Below are 15,320 nucleotides of genomic sequence, written 5' to 3'. Positions count from 1 at the left end.
GGGCATCACGGATGGTGCGGTGCGGCAGCCGCTCCCTCCGGACAACAGAAAACCCCAGGTGAACAATGCTCTCACCTGGGGTTCCGCTGAGCTGCCTGAGAGAATCGAACTCTCGACCTTTTCATTACGAGTGAAATGCTCTACCGACTGAGCTAAGGCAGCGCGCCCGACCGTGGTCGAGCAAGCGGAAGTCTAGCGGGTCATCACCGGATTGCGAAAACGGGGTCCGTCAGCCCAGCTCGGCACCCAGTCTCGCCATCATCGCGGCGACCGCGAACTGCGGTTTGACGTTGGTGTCGAGCGCCTCGCGGCAGTCGAGGACCGCCTCGATGCACCGCAGCAGCGCCGCCGGGCTGCCGATGGCCGCCATCTTCTCGACCTGGTCCGCGCGGTCGGGGTGGTTCAGGGTGGCCGCGGAACCGAGCGCGGTCGCGAGGGCGTCGCGGTACAGCCCGGCCAGGTCGATCAGCGCGCGGTCGAGTCCGTCGCGCTTCATCCGGGTCTCGCGGGACTTCTGCCGCCGTTCGAGTTCCTTGAGGACCCCCGCCGATCCGCGCAGCGCGCCGGCCGCGCCCTTGCCGGTGCCGCCGGCACCGAGCGCGGTGCGCAGCTCCTCGGTCTCGCGCTCGTTGATCTCGGCGTTGAGTTCCTTCGCCTCGGCCTCGAGTTCCCGCACGAGTTCCTCCGCGACCGAGTACCGCGTCGACCACCGGGTCGCGGCCGACGCGAGCGCCAGCCCCTGGTCGCGGCGGCGGCGAGCCGCGTCGTCGGTGGCGAGCCGGCGGGCGCGTCCGACGTGGCCGCCGCTGATCCTGGCCGCGTCGAGGGCGGTCTGCGCGTCGATGCCGTCGGTCTCGCGCAGCACCGCGGCGATCGACTCGACGGACGGGGTGACGAGGCCGACGTGCCTGCAGCGCGACCGGAGCGTCACCGAGATGTCCTCCGGGTCCACGGACGGCGCGCACAGCAGGAACACCGTGCGTTCCGGCGGCTCCTCGACGACCTTCAACAGCGCGTTCGCAGCGCCCTCGGTGAGCCGGTCCGCGTCCTCGATGATCATCACCTGCCAGCGGCCGGTGCTCGGGCGGCGCGCGGCCGTCTGGACGATCTCGCGCATCTCCTTGACGCTGATGCTCAGCCCCTCGGGGACGACCCGGCGCACGTCACCGTGGGTGCCGGCGAGGACGGTGGTGCACGCATGACAGTGCCCACAGCCCGGTTCGCCGTCGCTGGTGCACTGCAACGCGGCCGCGAAGCACAGCGCGCCGACCGACCGCCCCGACCCGGGTGGCCCGGTGAACAGCCAGGAATGGGTCATCAGCGACCCTGCCGCCTCGGCGCCGCCGCGGGCGGCGTTCGCGGCCGCGATCAGTTCGACCTCGACATCCTGCTGGCCGACCAGCCGATCGAACACTCCCGCCATGCGCCAGAGCCTAACCTCCGGCGCGGACACCGGACGATTCAGCGGCGGTCCAGGTCGATCGGTTGCCCGTCGGAGGGAAACGGCAGCGAGTGGTTGTTGATCGGGGCGACGTAGCCGGGGTCGACCCGCCACTGGTGCCCACGCAGCAGGTGGTGCATGACCGCCTTCACCTCGCCGCCGGCGAAGTACATCCCGAGGCACTTGTGGACACCCCCGCCGAAGGGCTCCCAGGCGTAGGGGTGGGAGCGGTCCTCGCGGCGGTCCGCGGCGAAGCGGTCCGGATCGAAGGCGAGCGGGTCGGTCCAGTACTCGGGCATCATGTGCGAGAACTGCGGCGTGACCACGACATCGGTGTCCGCAGGGATCCGGGTGCCGAGCACCTCGGTGTCGGCGACGGTGCGCCGCACCACGACCGGGACCGGCGCACGCAGCCGCAGGCACTCCTTCATCGCCAGGTCGAGGGAGGTCAGATCCTCCAGTTCGCGGAGGTCGGGCCGCGGTCCGAGGGCGAGCGACTCGCGGCGGCACCGCTGCTGCCACTCCGGGTGCTGACCGAGGTACTGCAGCATCGTCGACAGGGTGATCGTGGAGGTGTCGTGCGCGGCCATCAGCAGGAAGATCATGTGGTTGACGACGTCGTCGTCGCTGAACCGTTCCCCGTCCTCGCTCTCGATGTGGCAGAGCACCGAGAACAGGTCGTCGGTGCGGGTCGCCCGACGCTCGGGCAGGTAGTGGCGCAGGAACCGGTCGAGCGTGCGGCGACCACGGTGGGCGCGGTGCCACCGGGTGAACGGCAGGTCGGCGTGCACGATCGCGCCGGCGGACTGGACGCAGTCGACGAAGGCCCGGTTGATCCGGTCCATCTCGTCGGGCGTGGTGTCCGGGGCACCGCCCATGAAGGTGTCGGTCGCGATGGCGAGGGTCAGCTTCTTCAGCGCCGGGTACGCCCGGAACGACCGGCCGGGTTCCCACCGCGCCAGGGTGGTCTCGATCGCGGGATGCATCGCGGCCGAGTAGCTCTCGAGACGACGGCGGGTGAAGGCGTGCTGCATGATCCGCCGGTGCAGCAGGTGCTCGTCGAAGTCGAGGAACATCAGGCCGCGCCGGAAGAACGGCCCCACCACCCGGGTCCAGGCGGGACCGCTGACGAACGCCTTGCCCCGGTTGCGCAGCGCCGCCTCGCACGCGTCGGGGCCCAGGAGCATCACGCGGGTGCTGCCGAGAATCCGGATCGGGGCGACCGGACCGTAGTGCTCCCACTGGCGCCGGAACAGCGCCATCGGATCGCGGGCGTAGTCCAGTGCCCGGCCGAGGAGCGGCAGCCCGGTGTCACCGGGCCGGATCGGCGGCAACTCTCGGACACCGGGCACGGCTGACGACTCGACCATCGCAAACGCTCCTCTCGACCGGGAGTTCGGCCGACGGGCACGGGCGGGAACGACTGTGACCGGCACCACTGTCGGCCAGGCAAGGGCGGTCTGTCAATCACGCCCCGATCGGGCGTCCGACCGAGCCGCGCGCGGCCGGCAGCGGGGACGTACCGCGGTGTCGGCACCCGGCGCGCTGTGGCCGGAGGGGTGATCGACCGGGTCGACGCGGTCGTGTCGGCGCTCGCCGGCGTCCGAAACGTACAAGACGAGGGCCCTGCGGGCCCGTACCGTCGCCACCATGACGCCACGCCTCGACCTGATCGGTCTCGTCTCCGCGGACCTGACCCGCACCTTCGACTTCTACCGCCGCCTCGGACTGGACCTGCCCGCCGAAGCCGCGGGGCAGCCGCACGTGGAGGTGGCGTTGCCCGGCGGCCTGCGCCTCGCGCTCGACACCGTCGACACGATCCGGTCGTTCGACCCCGACTACGTGCACGACACCAGCGGCGGTGGGCCGTCGCTGGCCTTCGACTGCGGGACCCCGGACGGTGTGGACGAGACCTACGCCGAACTGCTCACCGTCGGCGGGACGTCGACACTCGCGCCGTTCGACGCGTTCTGGGGCCAGCGTTATGCGACGGTGGCCGACCCGGACGGCAACAACGTCGACCTCTTCGCGGCGCTACCCGGCTGAGAGACCAGGTCGCTCAACCGGATTCCGGCCAGCGCCCGCACCTCACGGGCGAGGTGGGCCTGGTCCGCATACCCGGCGTCGACGGCTACCCGCGCGAACGCGACCCCGGCCCGCGCCGCCGACACCGCCCGGTCGAAGCGCAGCACCCGAGCCAGCGTCTTGGGTCCGTATCCGAACGCGGCCAACGACTTCCGGTGGAGCGTCCGTGGGCTCCAGCCGACGTCGGCAGCGGCGTCGGCGACCGTCGCCCCGGCTGCGAGCCGGACCGCGATCGCCGTCTCGGCAGGCAGTTCGGCCGAGTCGAGACGGCGCCGAACGGCGGCGGCCAGCGCGCCGAGCGGATCGCGAGCCGCGGCGCCCGACAATCGGCGCACGTCCGCGGCCGGCCACACGTCCCCCAACGGAATCCTGGTGTCGCGCACCTCGTTCGCCGCGACACCCAGGATCCGCGGACCGAGCCCCGGCGCGAACCGCAGACCGATCGCCCGCGGCCCGGCGGCGGTGGTGCGGTGCGCCCGGGTGTCCGGGCCCGCGACGAGAAATCCCCCGTCGTGCCAGATCAGGTCCATGCACCCGTCCGGCAGCACGAACGCACCGTCCGCGCCGACCCGGTCCACCGCCCACGCGACGGTGCCCGGCAGCGCGACCGGCAGTTCCCGATACACGGTGCCCCCGGCGTCCCTCAGTCCTCGGCGGCCGGCTTCGTCGCGGGCGCCTTCTTGGCGGCGGCCTTCTTCGCCGGCGCCTTCTTGGCGGCCGCCTTCTTCGCCGGTGCCTTCTTGGCCGGCGCCTTCTTCGCGGCCGCCTTCTTCTTCACCGGGCCACGAGCACGCCTGTCCGCCAACAGTTCCGCGGCCCGCTCGTCGGTGATCGTCGCGACCTCGTCGCCCTTGCGCAGGCTGGCGTTGGTCTCGCCGTCGGTGACGTACGGCCCGAACCGGCCGTCCTTGATCACCATCGGCTTCTCGGTCACCGGATCGTTGCCGAGCTCCCGCAGCGGCGGCTGCGCGGCACCCTGCCGCCCACGGCGCTTGGGTTCGGCGTAGATCTTCAGCGCCTCCTCGAGGGTGACGGTGAACATCTGCTCCTCGGTCGCCAGCGACCGGGAGTCGGTGCCCTTCTTCAGGTACGGGCCGTAGCGGCCGTTCTGCGCGGTGATCTCTTCCTTGGACTCCGGGTCGACGCCGACCACGCGCGGCAGCGACAGCAGCCGCAGCGCGTCCTCGAGCGTCACCGTCGCGATGTCCATCGACTTGAGCAGCGACCCGGTCCGCGGCTTCGGTCCGGCGACCTTCTTGGCCGCCTTCTTCGCGGGGGCCTTCTTCGCCGGGGCCTTCGTCGCGACGGCACCGTCCTGCGGCACCGGCACGATGTCCGGTTCCGGCGTGGGCTCGGGCTGCTCCGGTTCGGGCAGGAGTTCGGTGACGTACGGGCCGAATCGTCCTTCCTTGGCGACGATCTCGTGGCCGGTCAGCGGATCGACACCGAGCCTGCGGCCGTCCTGCGGGGTGGCGAACAGCTTCTCCGCGTAGTCCGGGGTGAGCTCGTCCGGCGGCAGGTCGTCGGGCAGGTTCGCGCGCTGCGAGACCGGGTCCCCGTCCGGGTCGTCGGGGTTGACGACCATCCGCTCGAGGTAGGGCCCGAACCGCCCCACCCGCACGTGCACCTCGCGGCCCTCGGCGTCGTCGAACAGGCGGATCGAGTTGACCTCGCGGGCGTCGATGTCTTCGAGGTTCTCGCCGACCATCTTCTTCAGGCCGCCGGCCCGCGCGACCGAGCCCTCGGGACCCTCCCCGCCACCGAAGTAGAAGGTGGACAACCAGTTTCCGCGTTGCTCGCGTCCCCCGGCGATCTCGTCGAGGTCGTCCTCCATCGCGGCGGTGAAGTCGAAGTCGACGAGCCGGCCGAAGTGCGTCTCGAGCAGGCCGATGACCGCGAACGCCACCCACGAGGGCACCAGCGCACTGCCGCGCTTGTACACGTAGCCGCGGTCGAGGATGGTCTTGATGATCGACGCGTACGTCGACGGCCGGCCGATGCCGAGGTCCTCGAGCGTCTTGATCAGGCTGGCCTCGGTGAACCGGGCGGGCGGGTTGGTGGTGTGCCCGTCCGGGTCCAGCTTGGTCGCCGTGACCCCCTGCCCCTGGGTGAGAACCGGCAGCCGCGACTCGGCGTCGTCGGACTGGCCGCCTGCCTCCTCGTCGACGGACTCGACGTACGCCTTGAGGAAGCCGGGGAACGTGATGGTCCGGCCGGACGCCGAGAAGGTCGCCTCCTCACCGGAGCGGGCCGTACCGGTGATCCGCAGCGTGAGCGTGGTGCCGCGGGCGTCCTGCATCTGCGAGGCGACGGTGCGCTGCCAGATCAGCTCGTACAGCTTGAACTCGTCGGTGCCGAGCTGGTTGTGCAGCTGACCGGGGGTCGCGAAGACGTCCCCGGCGGGGCGGATCGCCTCGTGCGCCTCCTGCGCGTTCTTGACCTTGCGGGTGTACTGGCGCGGGGTCGGGCTGACGTACTCGGCGCCGTACAGCTCGGTGGCCTGCGCGCGGGCGGCGGAGATCGCCGACTCGGACAGCGTCGTCGAGTCGGTACGCATGTAGGTGATGTGGCCGTTCTCGTACAGCCGCTGCGCGGTCCGCATGGTCCGCTCGGACGAGAAACGCAGCTTGCGCGCGGCCTCCTGCTGCAGCGTGGAGGTCATGAACGGCGCGTACGGCTTGCGGGTGTACGGCTTGTCCTCCGCGGACGCGACGGTCAGGTCGACGCCGTGCAGCGCGTCGACGAGCCGCCGCGCGGCCGCTTCGTCGAGCACGGTCACACCGGTCGACTTGAGCGCGCCGTCCGCCCCGAAGTCGCGGCCGGTCGCGACCCGGTTGCCGTCGACGGCGACGAGCCGGGCCCCGAAGGTGCGCGGGCTGGCGGCGGCGCCGGCGTCGAGGGTCGCCGAGATGTCCCAGTACTCGGCGGAGCGGAACGCCATCCGCTCCCGTTCGCGCTGCACGATGACGCGCGTGGCCACCGACTGGACGCGGCCTGCCGACAGCCTCGGCATGACCTTCTTCCACAGCACCGGGCTGACCTCGTAGCCGTAGAGGCGGTCGAGGATGCGGCGGGTCTCCTGCGCGTCGACCAGGTCCTGGTCCAGGTCGCGGGTGTCCTCGGCCGCGGCGAGGATCGCCGGCTTGGTGATCTCGTGGAAGACCATCCGGCGGACCGGGATCTTCGGCTTCAGCGTCTCGAGCAGGTGCCAGGCGATGGCCTCGCCCTCACGGTCCGGGTCGGTGGCGAGGAACAGTTCGTCGGCGTCCTTGAGCAGTCCCTTGAGCTCGGTGACCTTCGACTTCTTGTCGGGGCTGACGACGTACAGCGGCTCGAAGTCGTGGTCGACGTTCACCCCGAGGCGCGCCCACGGCTCACCCTTGTACTTGGCGGGCACGTCCGCCGCGCCGCGCGGCAGGTCCCGGATGTGCCCGACGGACGCCTCGACCACGTAGTTCTTGCCCAGGTAGGGGGCGATCTTGCGCGCCTTCGTCGGCGACTCGACGATCACGAGCCGGCGTGTCTGGCCGGCAGCGGTGGTGGTGTCCCCCGCCGTGTCCTTATCTCGAGCTGCCACGTCCCGACTGCACCTTCCTCGACTCGTATTCGGCGATCACCCGGCTACTAGGGTGACACACCGCGGACCAATCCTCGCAGATCAGTTCCACGTCGACCGTTCTACACCCGGGGCCACGCCGCGGCGGCCTCCACCCCGGCGGGGGGTTCGCCGATGCTCTCGACCAGGTGCAACAGCCGTCGATGCCCGACGATCCGCAAGCCGGGCGACCCGCCGCGGGTACCGAACAGCGTAGGCGCGATCCCCGCGCGCATCAGCGACTGCGCGAGCACCGGGTGGGTGTCGGGGGCGTGCGGGTCGAGGCCGAACACGAACCGGTCGCCGTCGTGGTCGGCGCGGCCCGAGGCCAGTGCCCAGGCCCGCAACGCGCGCGGCCCGGGCACCCAGCCGTGCGGTACGGACTTGACCGCCCCGCGGGTCCACCGCACCGCGACCACCGCCAGCTCCGGCACCGACGCGGTCCGCACGAGCGGGCTGCCCTCGTCGGAGGTCGTCACCTCGGCGACCAGGCCGATGTCCTCGATCATCTCGGCGATCGCGTCGGCGCGCCACCGGGCGTCGACGACGACGGACACCCGGGCGCGGTCCGCGGTCGCGACGATCTGCCCGGGTCCTGCCAGCAGCCCGTCGAGGTCGGACACCTCCGGCGACGCCGTCTCCGCGGAGAAGAAGGACAACTGGTTCACATCTCGGACAGTAACCCCGTCCGGCGGAGTGTTGCAGCGAACGGATCGGCGCGGCGCGGTCGCGCCGGGCGCCGACACGGCTCGTCCCCCGCCACCTACGGTGACGGGGGACGAGAGATTCGTACCAGCGTGGCTGGTGGAATCAGATGGCGCGAACGCCGGTGGCCTGGGGGCCCTTGGTGCCCTGGCCGACCTCGAACTCGACGCGCTGGTTCTCCTCGAGGGTGCGGAAGCCGCTGCCCTGGATCTCGGAGTAGTGGACGAAGACGTCAGCGGAGCCATCCTCGGGAGCGATGAAGCCGAAGCCCTTCTCCGCGTTGAACCACTTCACAGTGCCCTGTGCCATGCTTTTCCTTCTCTTTCTAACACCGGATGCGGCGGACGGCGCTCACAGCCCACCGGGCCGGTTCCGACCGCTGTACCGCTGATTTCCCCCTCAGGAAAAGCATCGAGCACCGCGCTCGCAACATAGTCCTGCGAGCGCGTACACGAACACAGAAGCTGCGACCGCGTGTTAGTCAACCACGCTTCCTCCGAGTGCAACAGTCGAAAATCCATAAAGAAATGATCTTGTTGCCTTCTACCGATCGGTAACCCCAGTTCAGAGCCGGTGCACACCCCTCGGCGAGCCTCGGTTCACGGCCGAATCGGGCCCTCGAGTAGCATCAAAAGCCCAGGTCGGAGACTGTGACCTGGCCAACACACGAAGTCGGAGACCAGCCCGTGACCCAGCCGGCGAGCTACGGACGTCAACTCCTCGGTCGCGTCCTCGCCGGCACGCCGGCCGACGAGAAACCACTGACCCACGTCACCGAGTTGCCCGCGCGCGAATCCCGATACGACCGCTGGCCCGAATGGGCGCACCCCGCGGTGGTCGAGGGGTTGCGCGAGAACGGCATTCCGATGCCGTGGACCCACCAGGCGCGTGCCGCGACCCACGCCGCGCACGGCAGGCACGTCGTCGTGGCGACCGGGACCGCGTCCGGCAAGTCGCTCGCCTACCAGCTGCCGGTGCTGACCACGCTCGCCGAGGACCCGCAGGCCACGGCGTTGTACCTGGCTCCGACCAAGGCCCTCGGCGCCGACCAGATCCGCGCCGCGGTCGCGCTCTGCGATGCCGCCGAGGAACTCGCGGACGTCTACCCGAACGCCTTCGACGGCGACACGCCGAACGAGGTCCGGCAGTGGGTACGGGCCAATTCGCGGTGGGTGTTCACCAACCCCGACATGCTGCACGTCGGCATGCTCCGGTCACATCAACGCTGGGCCCACTTCTTCCGTCGGCTGCGGTACGTGGTGATCGACGAGTGCCACTCCTACCGCGGCGTCTTCGGATCGAACGTGGCGCTGGTGCTGCGGCGGCTGCGCCGCATCGCCCGTCGCTACGCCGCCGACCCGGTGTTCGTGCTGGCCAGCGCCACCACGTCCGACCCCGGCGCCGCGGCGTCCCGGCTGATCGGGGCGCCGTGCGAGGAGGTCGTCGACGACGGCTCCCCGCACGGCCCGCGGACCGTCGCGCTGTGGGAGCCGCCGTTGCTGGCCGACGTCACCGGGGAGAACGGCGCCCCGGTGCGGCGCGCCGCCGGCAGCGAGTCCGCGCGGATCATGGCCGACCTCGTCGTCGAGGGCGCCCGCACCCTGACGTTCGTGCGTTCCCGCCGCGGCGCCGAACTGACCGCGATGGGCGCCAAACGTCTGCTCGCCGAGGTCGACGTCGACCTCGCCGACCGGGTCGCCGCCTACCGCGCCGGCTACCTCGCCGAGGACCGCCGCGACCTCGAACAGTCGCTCGCCGACGGGACGCTGCTCGGCGCCGCCACGACCAACGCCCTCGAACTCGGTGTCGACATCGCCGGACTCGACGCGGTCGTGGTCGCCGGATTCCCAGGCACGGTCGCCTCGTTCTGGCAGCAGGCCGGCCGGTCGGGACGCCGTGGTCAGGGGTCGCTCGTCGTCCTCGTCGCCCGCGACGACCCGCTCGACACGTACCTCGTGCACCACCCGGGGGCCCTCCTCGACAAACCGGTCGAGGCCACCGTCACCGACCCGTCGAACCCGCACGTGTTGGGACCTCAACTGTTGTGCGCGGCAATGGAACTGCCACTCAGCGACGCGGAGGTCGCGGAGTTCGGCGCCCTGGACCTGCTCACCGACCTCTCGGCGCAGGGCCTGATCCGCCGCCGGGCCCACGGATGGTTCGTCACTGCCGGCTCCAATCCCCATGCGTCGGTGGACATCCGGGGCGGCATCGGACTACAGGTGGCGATCGTCGATGCCGAATCGGGCCGACTCCTCGGCACCGTCGACGGCGGACGCGCACCGGCCACCACCCACCCGGGCGCGGTCTACCTGCACCAGGGCGAGTCGTTCGTCGTCGACACCCTCGACCTCGACGAGGGGTTGGCCCTCGTGCACGCCGAGACCCCCGAATGGACCACCTCCGCCCGCGAGACCACCGACATCGCGGTCACCGCCGTGATCGACCGGCGCGACCACGGACCGGTGACCGTCGCTCTCGTCGAGGTCGAGGTCACGCACCAGGTCGTCGGGTACCTGAGGCGGCTGCCGTCGGGCGAGGTCCTCGACGCCGTCGAGCTCGACATGCCCGAGCAGACGCTGCCGACCCGGGCCGTGATGTACACCGCGACACCCGAACTCCTCGAGTCGGTGGGCATCCCCGCCGACCGGTTCCCCGGTGCGCTGCACGCCGCCGAGCACGCCGCGATCGGCCTGCTGCCCCTCGTCGCGACGTGCGACCGCGGCGACATCGGCGGGGTGTCGACCGCACTGCACGCCGACACCGGCCTGCCGACCGTGTTCGTCTACGACGGACACCCCGGCGGCGCCGGATTCGCCGACCGCGGGCACGCACAGCTGCAGCCCTGGCTGACCGCGACCCGCGACGCGATCGGCGCCTGCGAGTGCGTCTCCGGGTGCCCCTCCTGCGTGCAGTCGCCCAAGTGCGGCAACGGAAACAACCCCCTCGACAAGGACGCCGCGGTGCTGCTGCTCACCGCCGTCCTCGACGCCCTCCCCCGCTGACACCCCTCTGCGGGTGCGGGCACGGTCAGACGAGGTCGTTGCGCTGCAGCCAGCGCAGGGTGGGCCAGCCGATGAACACCGGCAGCCAGCAGGTCAGCACCCGGTACAGCAGGACGGCGGGCACCGCGACCCCGGTGGGGACACCGAACGCGGCGAGACCACCGATCAGGGCGGCCTCGACGGCGCCGACACCGCCGGGGGTCGGGGCGGCCGACGCGAGGGTGCCGCCGATCATCGTCACGATCGTGACGGTCACGAACGCGACGTCGCCGCCGAACGCCTCGACGCTCGCCCACAGGGCCAGCGCCGCGCCGAGTGTCGTTCCCGCACAGCCCCCGACGATGATCAGGAAGCGGCCGGGATCGCGGGCCAGGTCGAAGAGTTCGACGCTGACGTCGGCGATCTGGGGTCGCAGGTCGTCGCGGAGCCAGCGGCGCAGCGTCGGCACGACCATGAACGCGCCGATCCCCCCGAGCAGCAGCCCGACGACCAGGTAGATGACCGTCGCACTGGGGATGAAGTGGGACAGATCCGCACTCTTGCCCGCCGCGACGCTGAACACGATCAGCAGTCCGACGTGCGTGACGACCTGCACCGTCTGCTGCAGCGCGACCGCGGCGGTGGCCCGGACCCCGCCGAGCCCGTTGTGCTGCAGGAACCGCGTGCTCAGGGCCAGTCCCCCCACACCGGCCGGCGTCGTGGTCGCGGCGAAGGTGTTCGCGAACTGCATGATCGTCAGGTGCCGGAAGTTCACCGACTCCGTCGCGCACGCCCACAGCGCCGCGGCGGCCCCGAGGTACGTCAGTCCCGACACCGCCAGCCCGAGCAGCACCCACAACCAGTTCACCGACGCCATCTCGGTCACGAACGTCGGGACCTGACTGACGAACGGGTAGGCGACGTAGACGAGACCGATCAGCAGGACCAGCTGGATGAACTGGTTCCGCGAGAACCGGGTGACCTGTTCGTCGCGGATCACCTCGGTGTCCGTCTGGGTGCGGACCTCGGCGCGGGTCGCCGCCATCAGGGCGGCCGGGTCGTCGACCGCCTTCCGGATCCGGCTGGACGTCGCGGTGCGGGTCAGCCGGCCGGACGCCTCGATCACGCGGTCGGCGCCGACCGCGTGGACGGCGGCGGCCACCGCCTCCTCCACTCCGTACACGTCCGCGGTCACCAGCAGCAGCTGCGCGACATCCGAGAGCAGCAACGTGTCCGACGCCCCGACCTCGGAACGCGCGAATCCGTCGAACAGCACCGCACCGTCGCGGGTGCGGATGTTCTCGGGCCGCAGGTCTCCGTGGGACATCTGGTGGGCGTGCAGGCGCCGCAGCCCCTCCCACGCCGCTGCGAGCTGGGTGGGGTCGTGCCGGTCGAGGGTGCCGCCGCGGGAGTCGGTGTGCGCGTACATCATCCACCCGCGGTCCAGCGCGGACACCGCGACCGGTACGGTGGCGGCCAGCCCCAGCCCGGCGAACGCCGTCGCCATCAGGGCCCGGTGCTCGACGGCGCGGCGCAGCGACGCGAACGGCGCCGGCGTCTCGGAGCTACGGAGGGTCAGCCACCGCCCGGCCTGCCGCACGACGCCCTCGGTGCGCTGGTGCTGTCCGAACAGGTCGAGGACGAGGACCTCCTCGGCGGGCGAATCCGATTCGGGCTCGGACGGTTCCGCACGGGGATCGTCCGCGGACCTGGCGGGGAACGGGCCGACCCGACTGGCGCCCGGGTCGAGCCGGCACCGCGCGGCGAGCACCAGGGGTCCCGGTCCGGCCGGGCTGAGGACCGTCAGCTCGCGCACGTCACGTCCGCGCCGGCCCAACACCCGCACGGCGAGATCGACCGGCACCTCCAGTGCCGGGGTGCCCACGAACAACACCACGAGGGCCCCGACGAACCAGCCGGCGGTGAGTCCGAGCATCGCGCGGGCCGGCACGACCGCGCTGACGAACAGATGGATCGGCACGAACGCCAGCAGCAGGACCCACCAGAGCCGGCGCCAGCGGGGCGGCAGCCACGGCCCGCACACCGTCAGCACCGCGGCGAGCATCGCGATCCATCGCGAGTCGTCGAGGAACTGGGAGAGAAAGGTGTCGAGGTGGGCACTGAGGTCCAGGTGCCATTGCGGGGCGGCGATTCCGTTGCCGGTGATCGACAGCGCCACCCCGGCGCCCAACGCGGCGACCGCGTACCCGGCGAACAGCTTCCAGCGGCGACCGAACACGATGCCGACGAGGATCGCGAACGGCAGGGCCAGGATCGCGACCCCGTACAGCGAGTAGACGAGGTTCGAGAGTTCCGGCGACGCCACCCCGATCAGGTTCGAGATCGACGTCTCCAGCGACTCCCAGCGCCCCCGCGTCACGTACGAGACCACGACCACGGCGACCACGGACAGGCCCGACAACGCCACCCGCAGCTGGTCGCTGGTGCGGCGCCGCAGAGGTTGGAGCAGGCTACCGTGGACCGGGATCTCGCGGCCGTCTACGCGCATGCCGCCTACCCGACGTGGACGTGCGGTCGGCGTGCGACGTCCGGTTCGGCGCGGCGCAGCACCTCGCGGGTGACCGGCGCCACCTCGCCCTGGCCGATGAACAGGAACCGCAGCAGGTTCGTGACCGGGTTGCCCTCCGTCCATTCGAAGTACACGTGCGGGATCGCCCCGGTCCGGTCCCGGATGTCGAGCAGGATCGCGGCGATCGTGTTGGGGATCGCGGCACTGTTGACCCACAGGATCCGGTGCTCGTCGCGCTGTCGTCCGTGGACGCGCAGTTTGGTCGCGAACTCCGACGAGTCCTTGATGTTCACCTCGAGGAACAGGATCGGGTCCGGGTCGGGGATGTGGCTCTCGGCCCGCTGCTCGGCGGCCTTGATCCGGTAGTCGGCGGTGCCGCGCCGCTCGACGTCGTGGGTGACGATCCGGATCGTGCCGCGCGCGGCGTCCTCGATGAACCGCTGCGCGGTCTCGTCGTAGGTGACCGAGTCGGCCCGCAACTCGAACGCCCGACTGATCCGGGACGCGAACGACACCACCAGGATCGCGATGATGAACAGTGCCGCGACCTGCACGCCCTCGGGGCGTTCGAAGACGTTGACCACGGTCGTGTAGAGGAAGATCGCCGACACCACCGCGAACGCGACGGACTTGCGGTGCTGTCGCCGCCGGCGGGCCGAGATCGTCACGGCGACGGCCGCGGAGGTGATCAGCACCAGGACACCGGTCGCGTAGGCGGCGCCCTGGGCGTCGACGCTGGCGTCGAAATACCAGGTGATGCCGACCGCGATCGTCGCGAACACCAGGACCAGAGGTCGCACCGCACGCGCCCAGTCCGGCGCCATCCCGAACCGGGGCAGGTACCGCGGCACCAGGTTCAACAGCCCCGCCATCGCGGAGGCGCCCGCGAACCAGAGGATCGCGATGGTGCTGACGTCGTAGACGGTGCCGAAGCCGTTGCCGAGGTACTCGTGCGCGAGGTACGCCAGCGCCCGCCCGTTCGCCTGGCCGCCCGCCTCGAACTCCGGTTCGGGGATCAGCACGATGGTCAGGAAACTCGTGACGATCAGGAAACCGCTCATGATCAACGCCGACGTGGTCAGCAGTTTCCGGGCGCCGCGGATCCGTCCCCGCGGCGACGACGCGGTGTCCGTCGGGTCTCCGGTGATCTGGGGCATCACCGCGACGCCGGTCTCGAATCCGGAGAGGCCGAGCGCGAGTTTCGGGAAGACGAGCAGCGAGATCGCGATCATTGCCCACGGACTGCCGTGCTGGGCGGTCAGGGCCTGGGTCCAGTCGGTGACCACCGACGGGGCCGTCGCGATGTGCCAGAACCCGGCGACGACGACCACCAGGTTGAGGGCCAGGAACACCGCGACCAGCATGACCGCGATGCCGATGGCCTCGGAGAACCCCTTGAGGAACACCGCCGCGAGCAGCGCCAGCAGGACGAGGGTCACCAGCATGTTCTGCCCGGCCAGGAAGCTCGGCGCGAAGGGGTTCTCCACGACGTGGGCGGCGCCGTCGGCGGCGGAGAGGGTCATCGTGATGATGAAGTCGGTGGCGGCGAAGCCGAGCAGCACCAGGACGAAGATCTTGCCGCCCCACTTCGGCAGCAACTTCGCGAGCATCGCGATCGAGCCCTCACCGCGGGGGCTCTCCGCCGCGACCCGGCGGTACACCGGCAGGGCGCCGCAGAGGGTCAGTGCGACCAGCACCAGCGTGGCCAGCGGCGACAGCACGCCCGCCGCGAGCGCGGCGATGCCCGGCTGGTAGCCGAGGGTGGAGAAGTAGTCCACACCGGTCAGGCACATCACCTTCCACCAGGCGTGCTTGTGCTCCTCCTTCTGCGGCGGTGACCGGAACGGTCCCTGGTGCCCGGCGGGCTCCTCCGTGATGTCCGCGAGCAGCCACGAACGCACTCGCGGCGCGGATCGATCCATGATGGTCACATCAGGGAATCCTGCCATTGCGCTCACACGACCCTGCGCGGCGTTCGCT

10 protein-coding genes and 1 tRNA gene are annotated in these 15,320 nt (G+C 71.0%); 2 read left to right on the top strand and 9 right to left on the bottom strand.

The window, feature by feature from the left end; all coding sequences use genetic code 11:
* Positions 1-89: 89 nt before the first annotated feature.
* From ABD951_RS02150 to ABD951_RS02140, 3 genes are all read right to left on the bottom strand, one after another.
* Positions 90-162: transfer RNA gene (locus tag ABD951_RS02150), tRNA-Thr, on the bottom strand.
* A gap of 67 nt (positions 163-229) precedes the next feature.
* A complete protein-coding gene (locus ABD951_RS02145; RefSeq protein ID WP_345341643.1) occupies positions 230-1,423 on the bottom strand; it encodes a DNA polymerase III subunit delta' in 1,194 nt (397 codons plus the stop codon).
* Between the two features lie 38 nt (positions 1,424-1,461).
* A complete protein-coding gene (locus ABD951_RS02140) occupies positions 1,462-2,811 on the bottom strand; it encodes a cytochrome P450 (protein ID WP_345341641.1) in 1,350 nt (449 codons plus the stop codon).
* A gap of 280 nt (positions 2,812-3,091) precedes the next feature.
* Here ABD951_RS02140 and ABD951_RS02135 point away from each other — a divergent pair, with 280 nt between their 5' ends.
* Entirely contained in the window at positions 3,092-3,487 is a 396-nt protein-coding gene (locus tag ABD951_RS02135) for a VOC family protein (RefSeq protein ID WP_345341639.1), read from the top strand.
* Here the strand turns inward: ABD951_RS02135 and ABD951_RS02130 are convergent.
* The 4 genes from ABD951_RS02130 to ABD951_RS02115 form a co-directional block, all read right to left on the bottom strand.
* Positions 3,424-4,152 (bottom strand): helix-turn-helix domain-containing protein, encoded by a 729-nt coding sequence (locus tag ABD951_RS02130; protein WP_345341637.1) that lies wholly within the window; start codon positions 4,150-4,152, stop codon positions 3,424-3,426. The genes ABD951_RS02135 and ABD951_RS02130 overlap by 64 nt on opposite strands.
* 17 nt (positions 4,153-4,169) lie before the next feature.
* Positions 4,170-7,103 carry a type I DNA topoisomerase gene (gene topA, locus ABD951_RS02125; protein ID WP_345341635.1) on the bottom strand — a complete coding sequence of 978 codons (2,934 nt, stop codon included), beginning with the start codon at positions 7,101-7,103 and terminating at the stop codon, positions 4,170-4,172.
* A gap of 101 nt (positions 7,104-7,204) precedes the next feature.
* A complete protein-coding gene (locus ABD951_RS02120; RefSeq protein WP_345341633.1) occupies positions 7,205-7,789 on the bottom strand; it encodes a hypothetical protein in 585 nt (194 codons plus the stop codon).
* 142 nt (positions 7,790-7,931) lie between these two features.
* The gene (locus tag ABD951_RS02115) at positions 7,932-8,135 is read right to left on the bottom strand and encodes a cold-shock protein (protein WP_005515803.1); all 204 of its coding nucleotides are present in this window, start codon (positions 8,133-8,135) and stop codon (positions 7,932-7,934) included.
* 377 nt (positions 8,136-8,512) lie between these two features.
* Between ABD951_RS02115 and ABD951_RS02110 the strand changes: the two genes are divergently transcribed.
* Positions 8,513-10,831 carry a DEAD/DEAH box helicase gene (locus tag ABD951_RS02110; protein WP_345341567.1) on the top strand — a complete coding sequence of 773 codons (2,319 nt, stop codon included), beginning with the start codon at positions 8,513-8,515 and terminating at the stop codon, positions 10,829-10,831.
* A gap of 25 nt (positions 10,832-10,856) precedes the next feature.
* Here the strand turns inward: ABD951_RS02110 and ABD951_RS02105 are convergent, their stop codons facing one another.
* Entirely contained in the window at positions 10,857-13,319 is a 2,463-nt protein-coding gene (locus ABD951_RS02105) for a lysylphosphatidylglycerol synthase domain-containing protein (RefSeq protein WP_345341565.1), read from the bottom strand.
* Between the two features lie 5 nt (positions 13,320-13,324).
* A complete protein-coding gene (locus ABD951_RS02100) occupies positions 13,325-15,262 on the bottom strand; it encodes an APC family permease (protein WP_345341563.1) in 1,938 nt (645 codons plus the stop codon).
* Positions 15,263-15,320 lie beyond the last annotated feature (58 nt).

Origin of the sequence: Rhodococcus olei (assembly GCF_039540555.1) — a bacterium.
Lineage (GTDB): Bacteria > Actinomycetota > Actinomycetes > Mycobacteriales > Mycobacteriaceae > Rhodococcus_G > Rhodococcus_G olei.
Note: the sequence above shows the minus strand (reverse complement) of the source record. Positions and strands in the feature narration are given on the sequence as shown.

Coding starts and splice junctions, on each gene's coding strand:
- ABD951_RS02145 (WP_345341643.1), bottom strand. CDS start 1,423: ATGGCGGGAGTGTTCGATCGGCTGGTCGGCCAGCAGGATGTCGAGGTC.
- ABD951_RS02140 (WP_345341641.1), bottom strand. CDS start 2,811: ATGGTCGAGTCGTCAGCCGTGCCCGGTGTCCGAGAGTTGCCGCCGATC.
- ABD951_RS02135 (WP_345341639.1), top strand. CDS start 3,092: ATGACGCCACGCCTCGACCTGATCGGTCTCGTCTCCGCGGACCTGACC.
- ABD951_RS02115 (WP_005515803.1), bottom strand. CDS start 8,135: ATGGCACAGGGCACTGTGAAGTGGTTCAACGCGGAGAAGGGCTTCGGC.
- ABD951_RS02105 (WP_345341565.1), bottom strand. CDS start 13,319: ATGCGCGTAGACGGCCGCGAGATCCCGGTCCACGGTAGCCTGCTCCAA.
- ABD951_RS02100 (WP_345341563.1), bottom strand. CDS start 15,262: ATGGATCGATCCGCGCCGCGAGTGCGTTCGTGGCTGCTCGCGGACATC.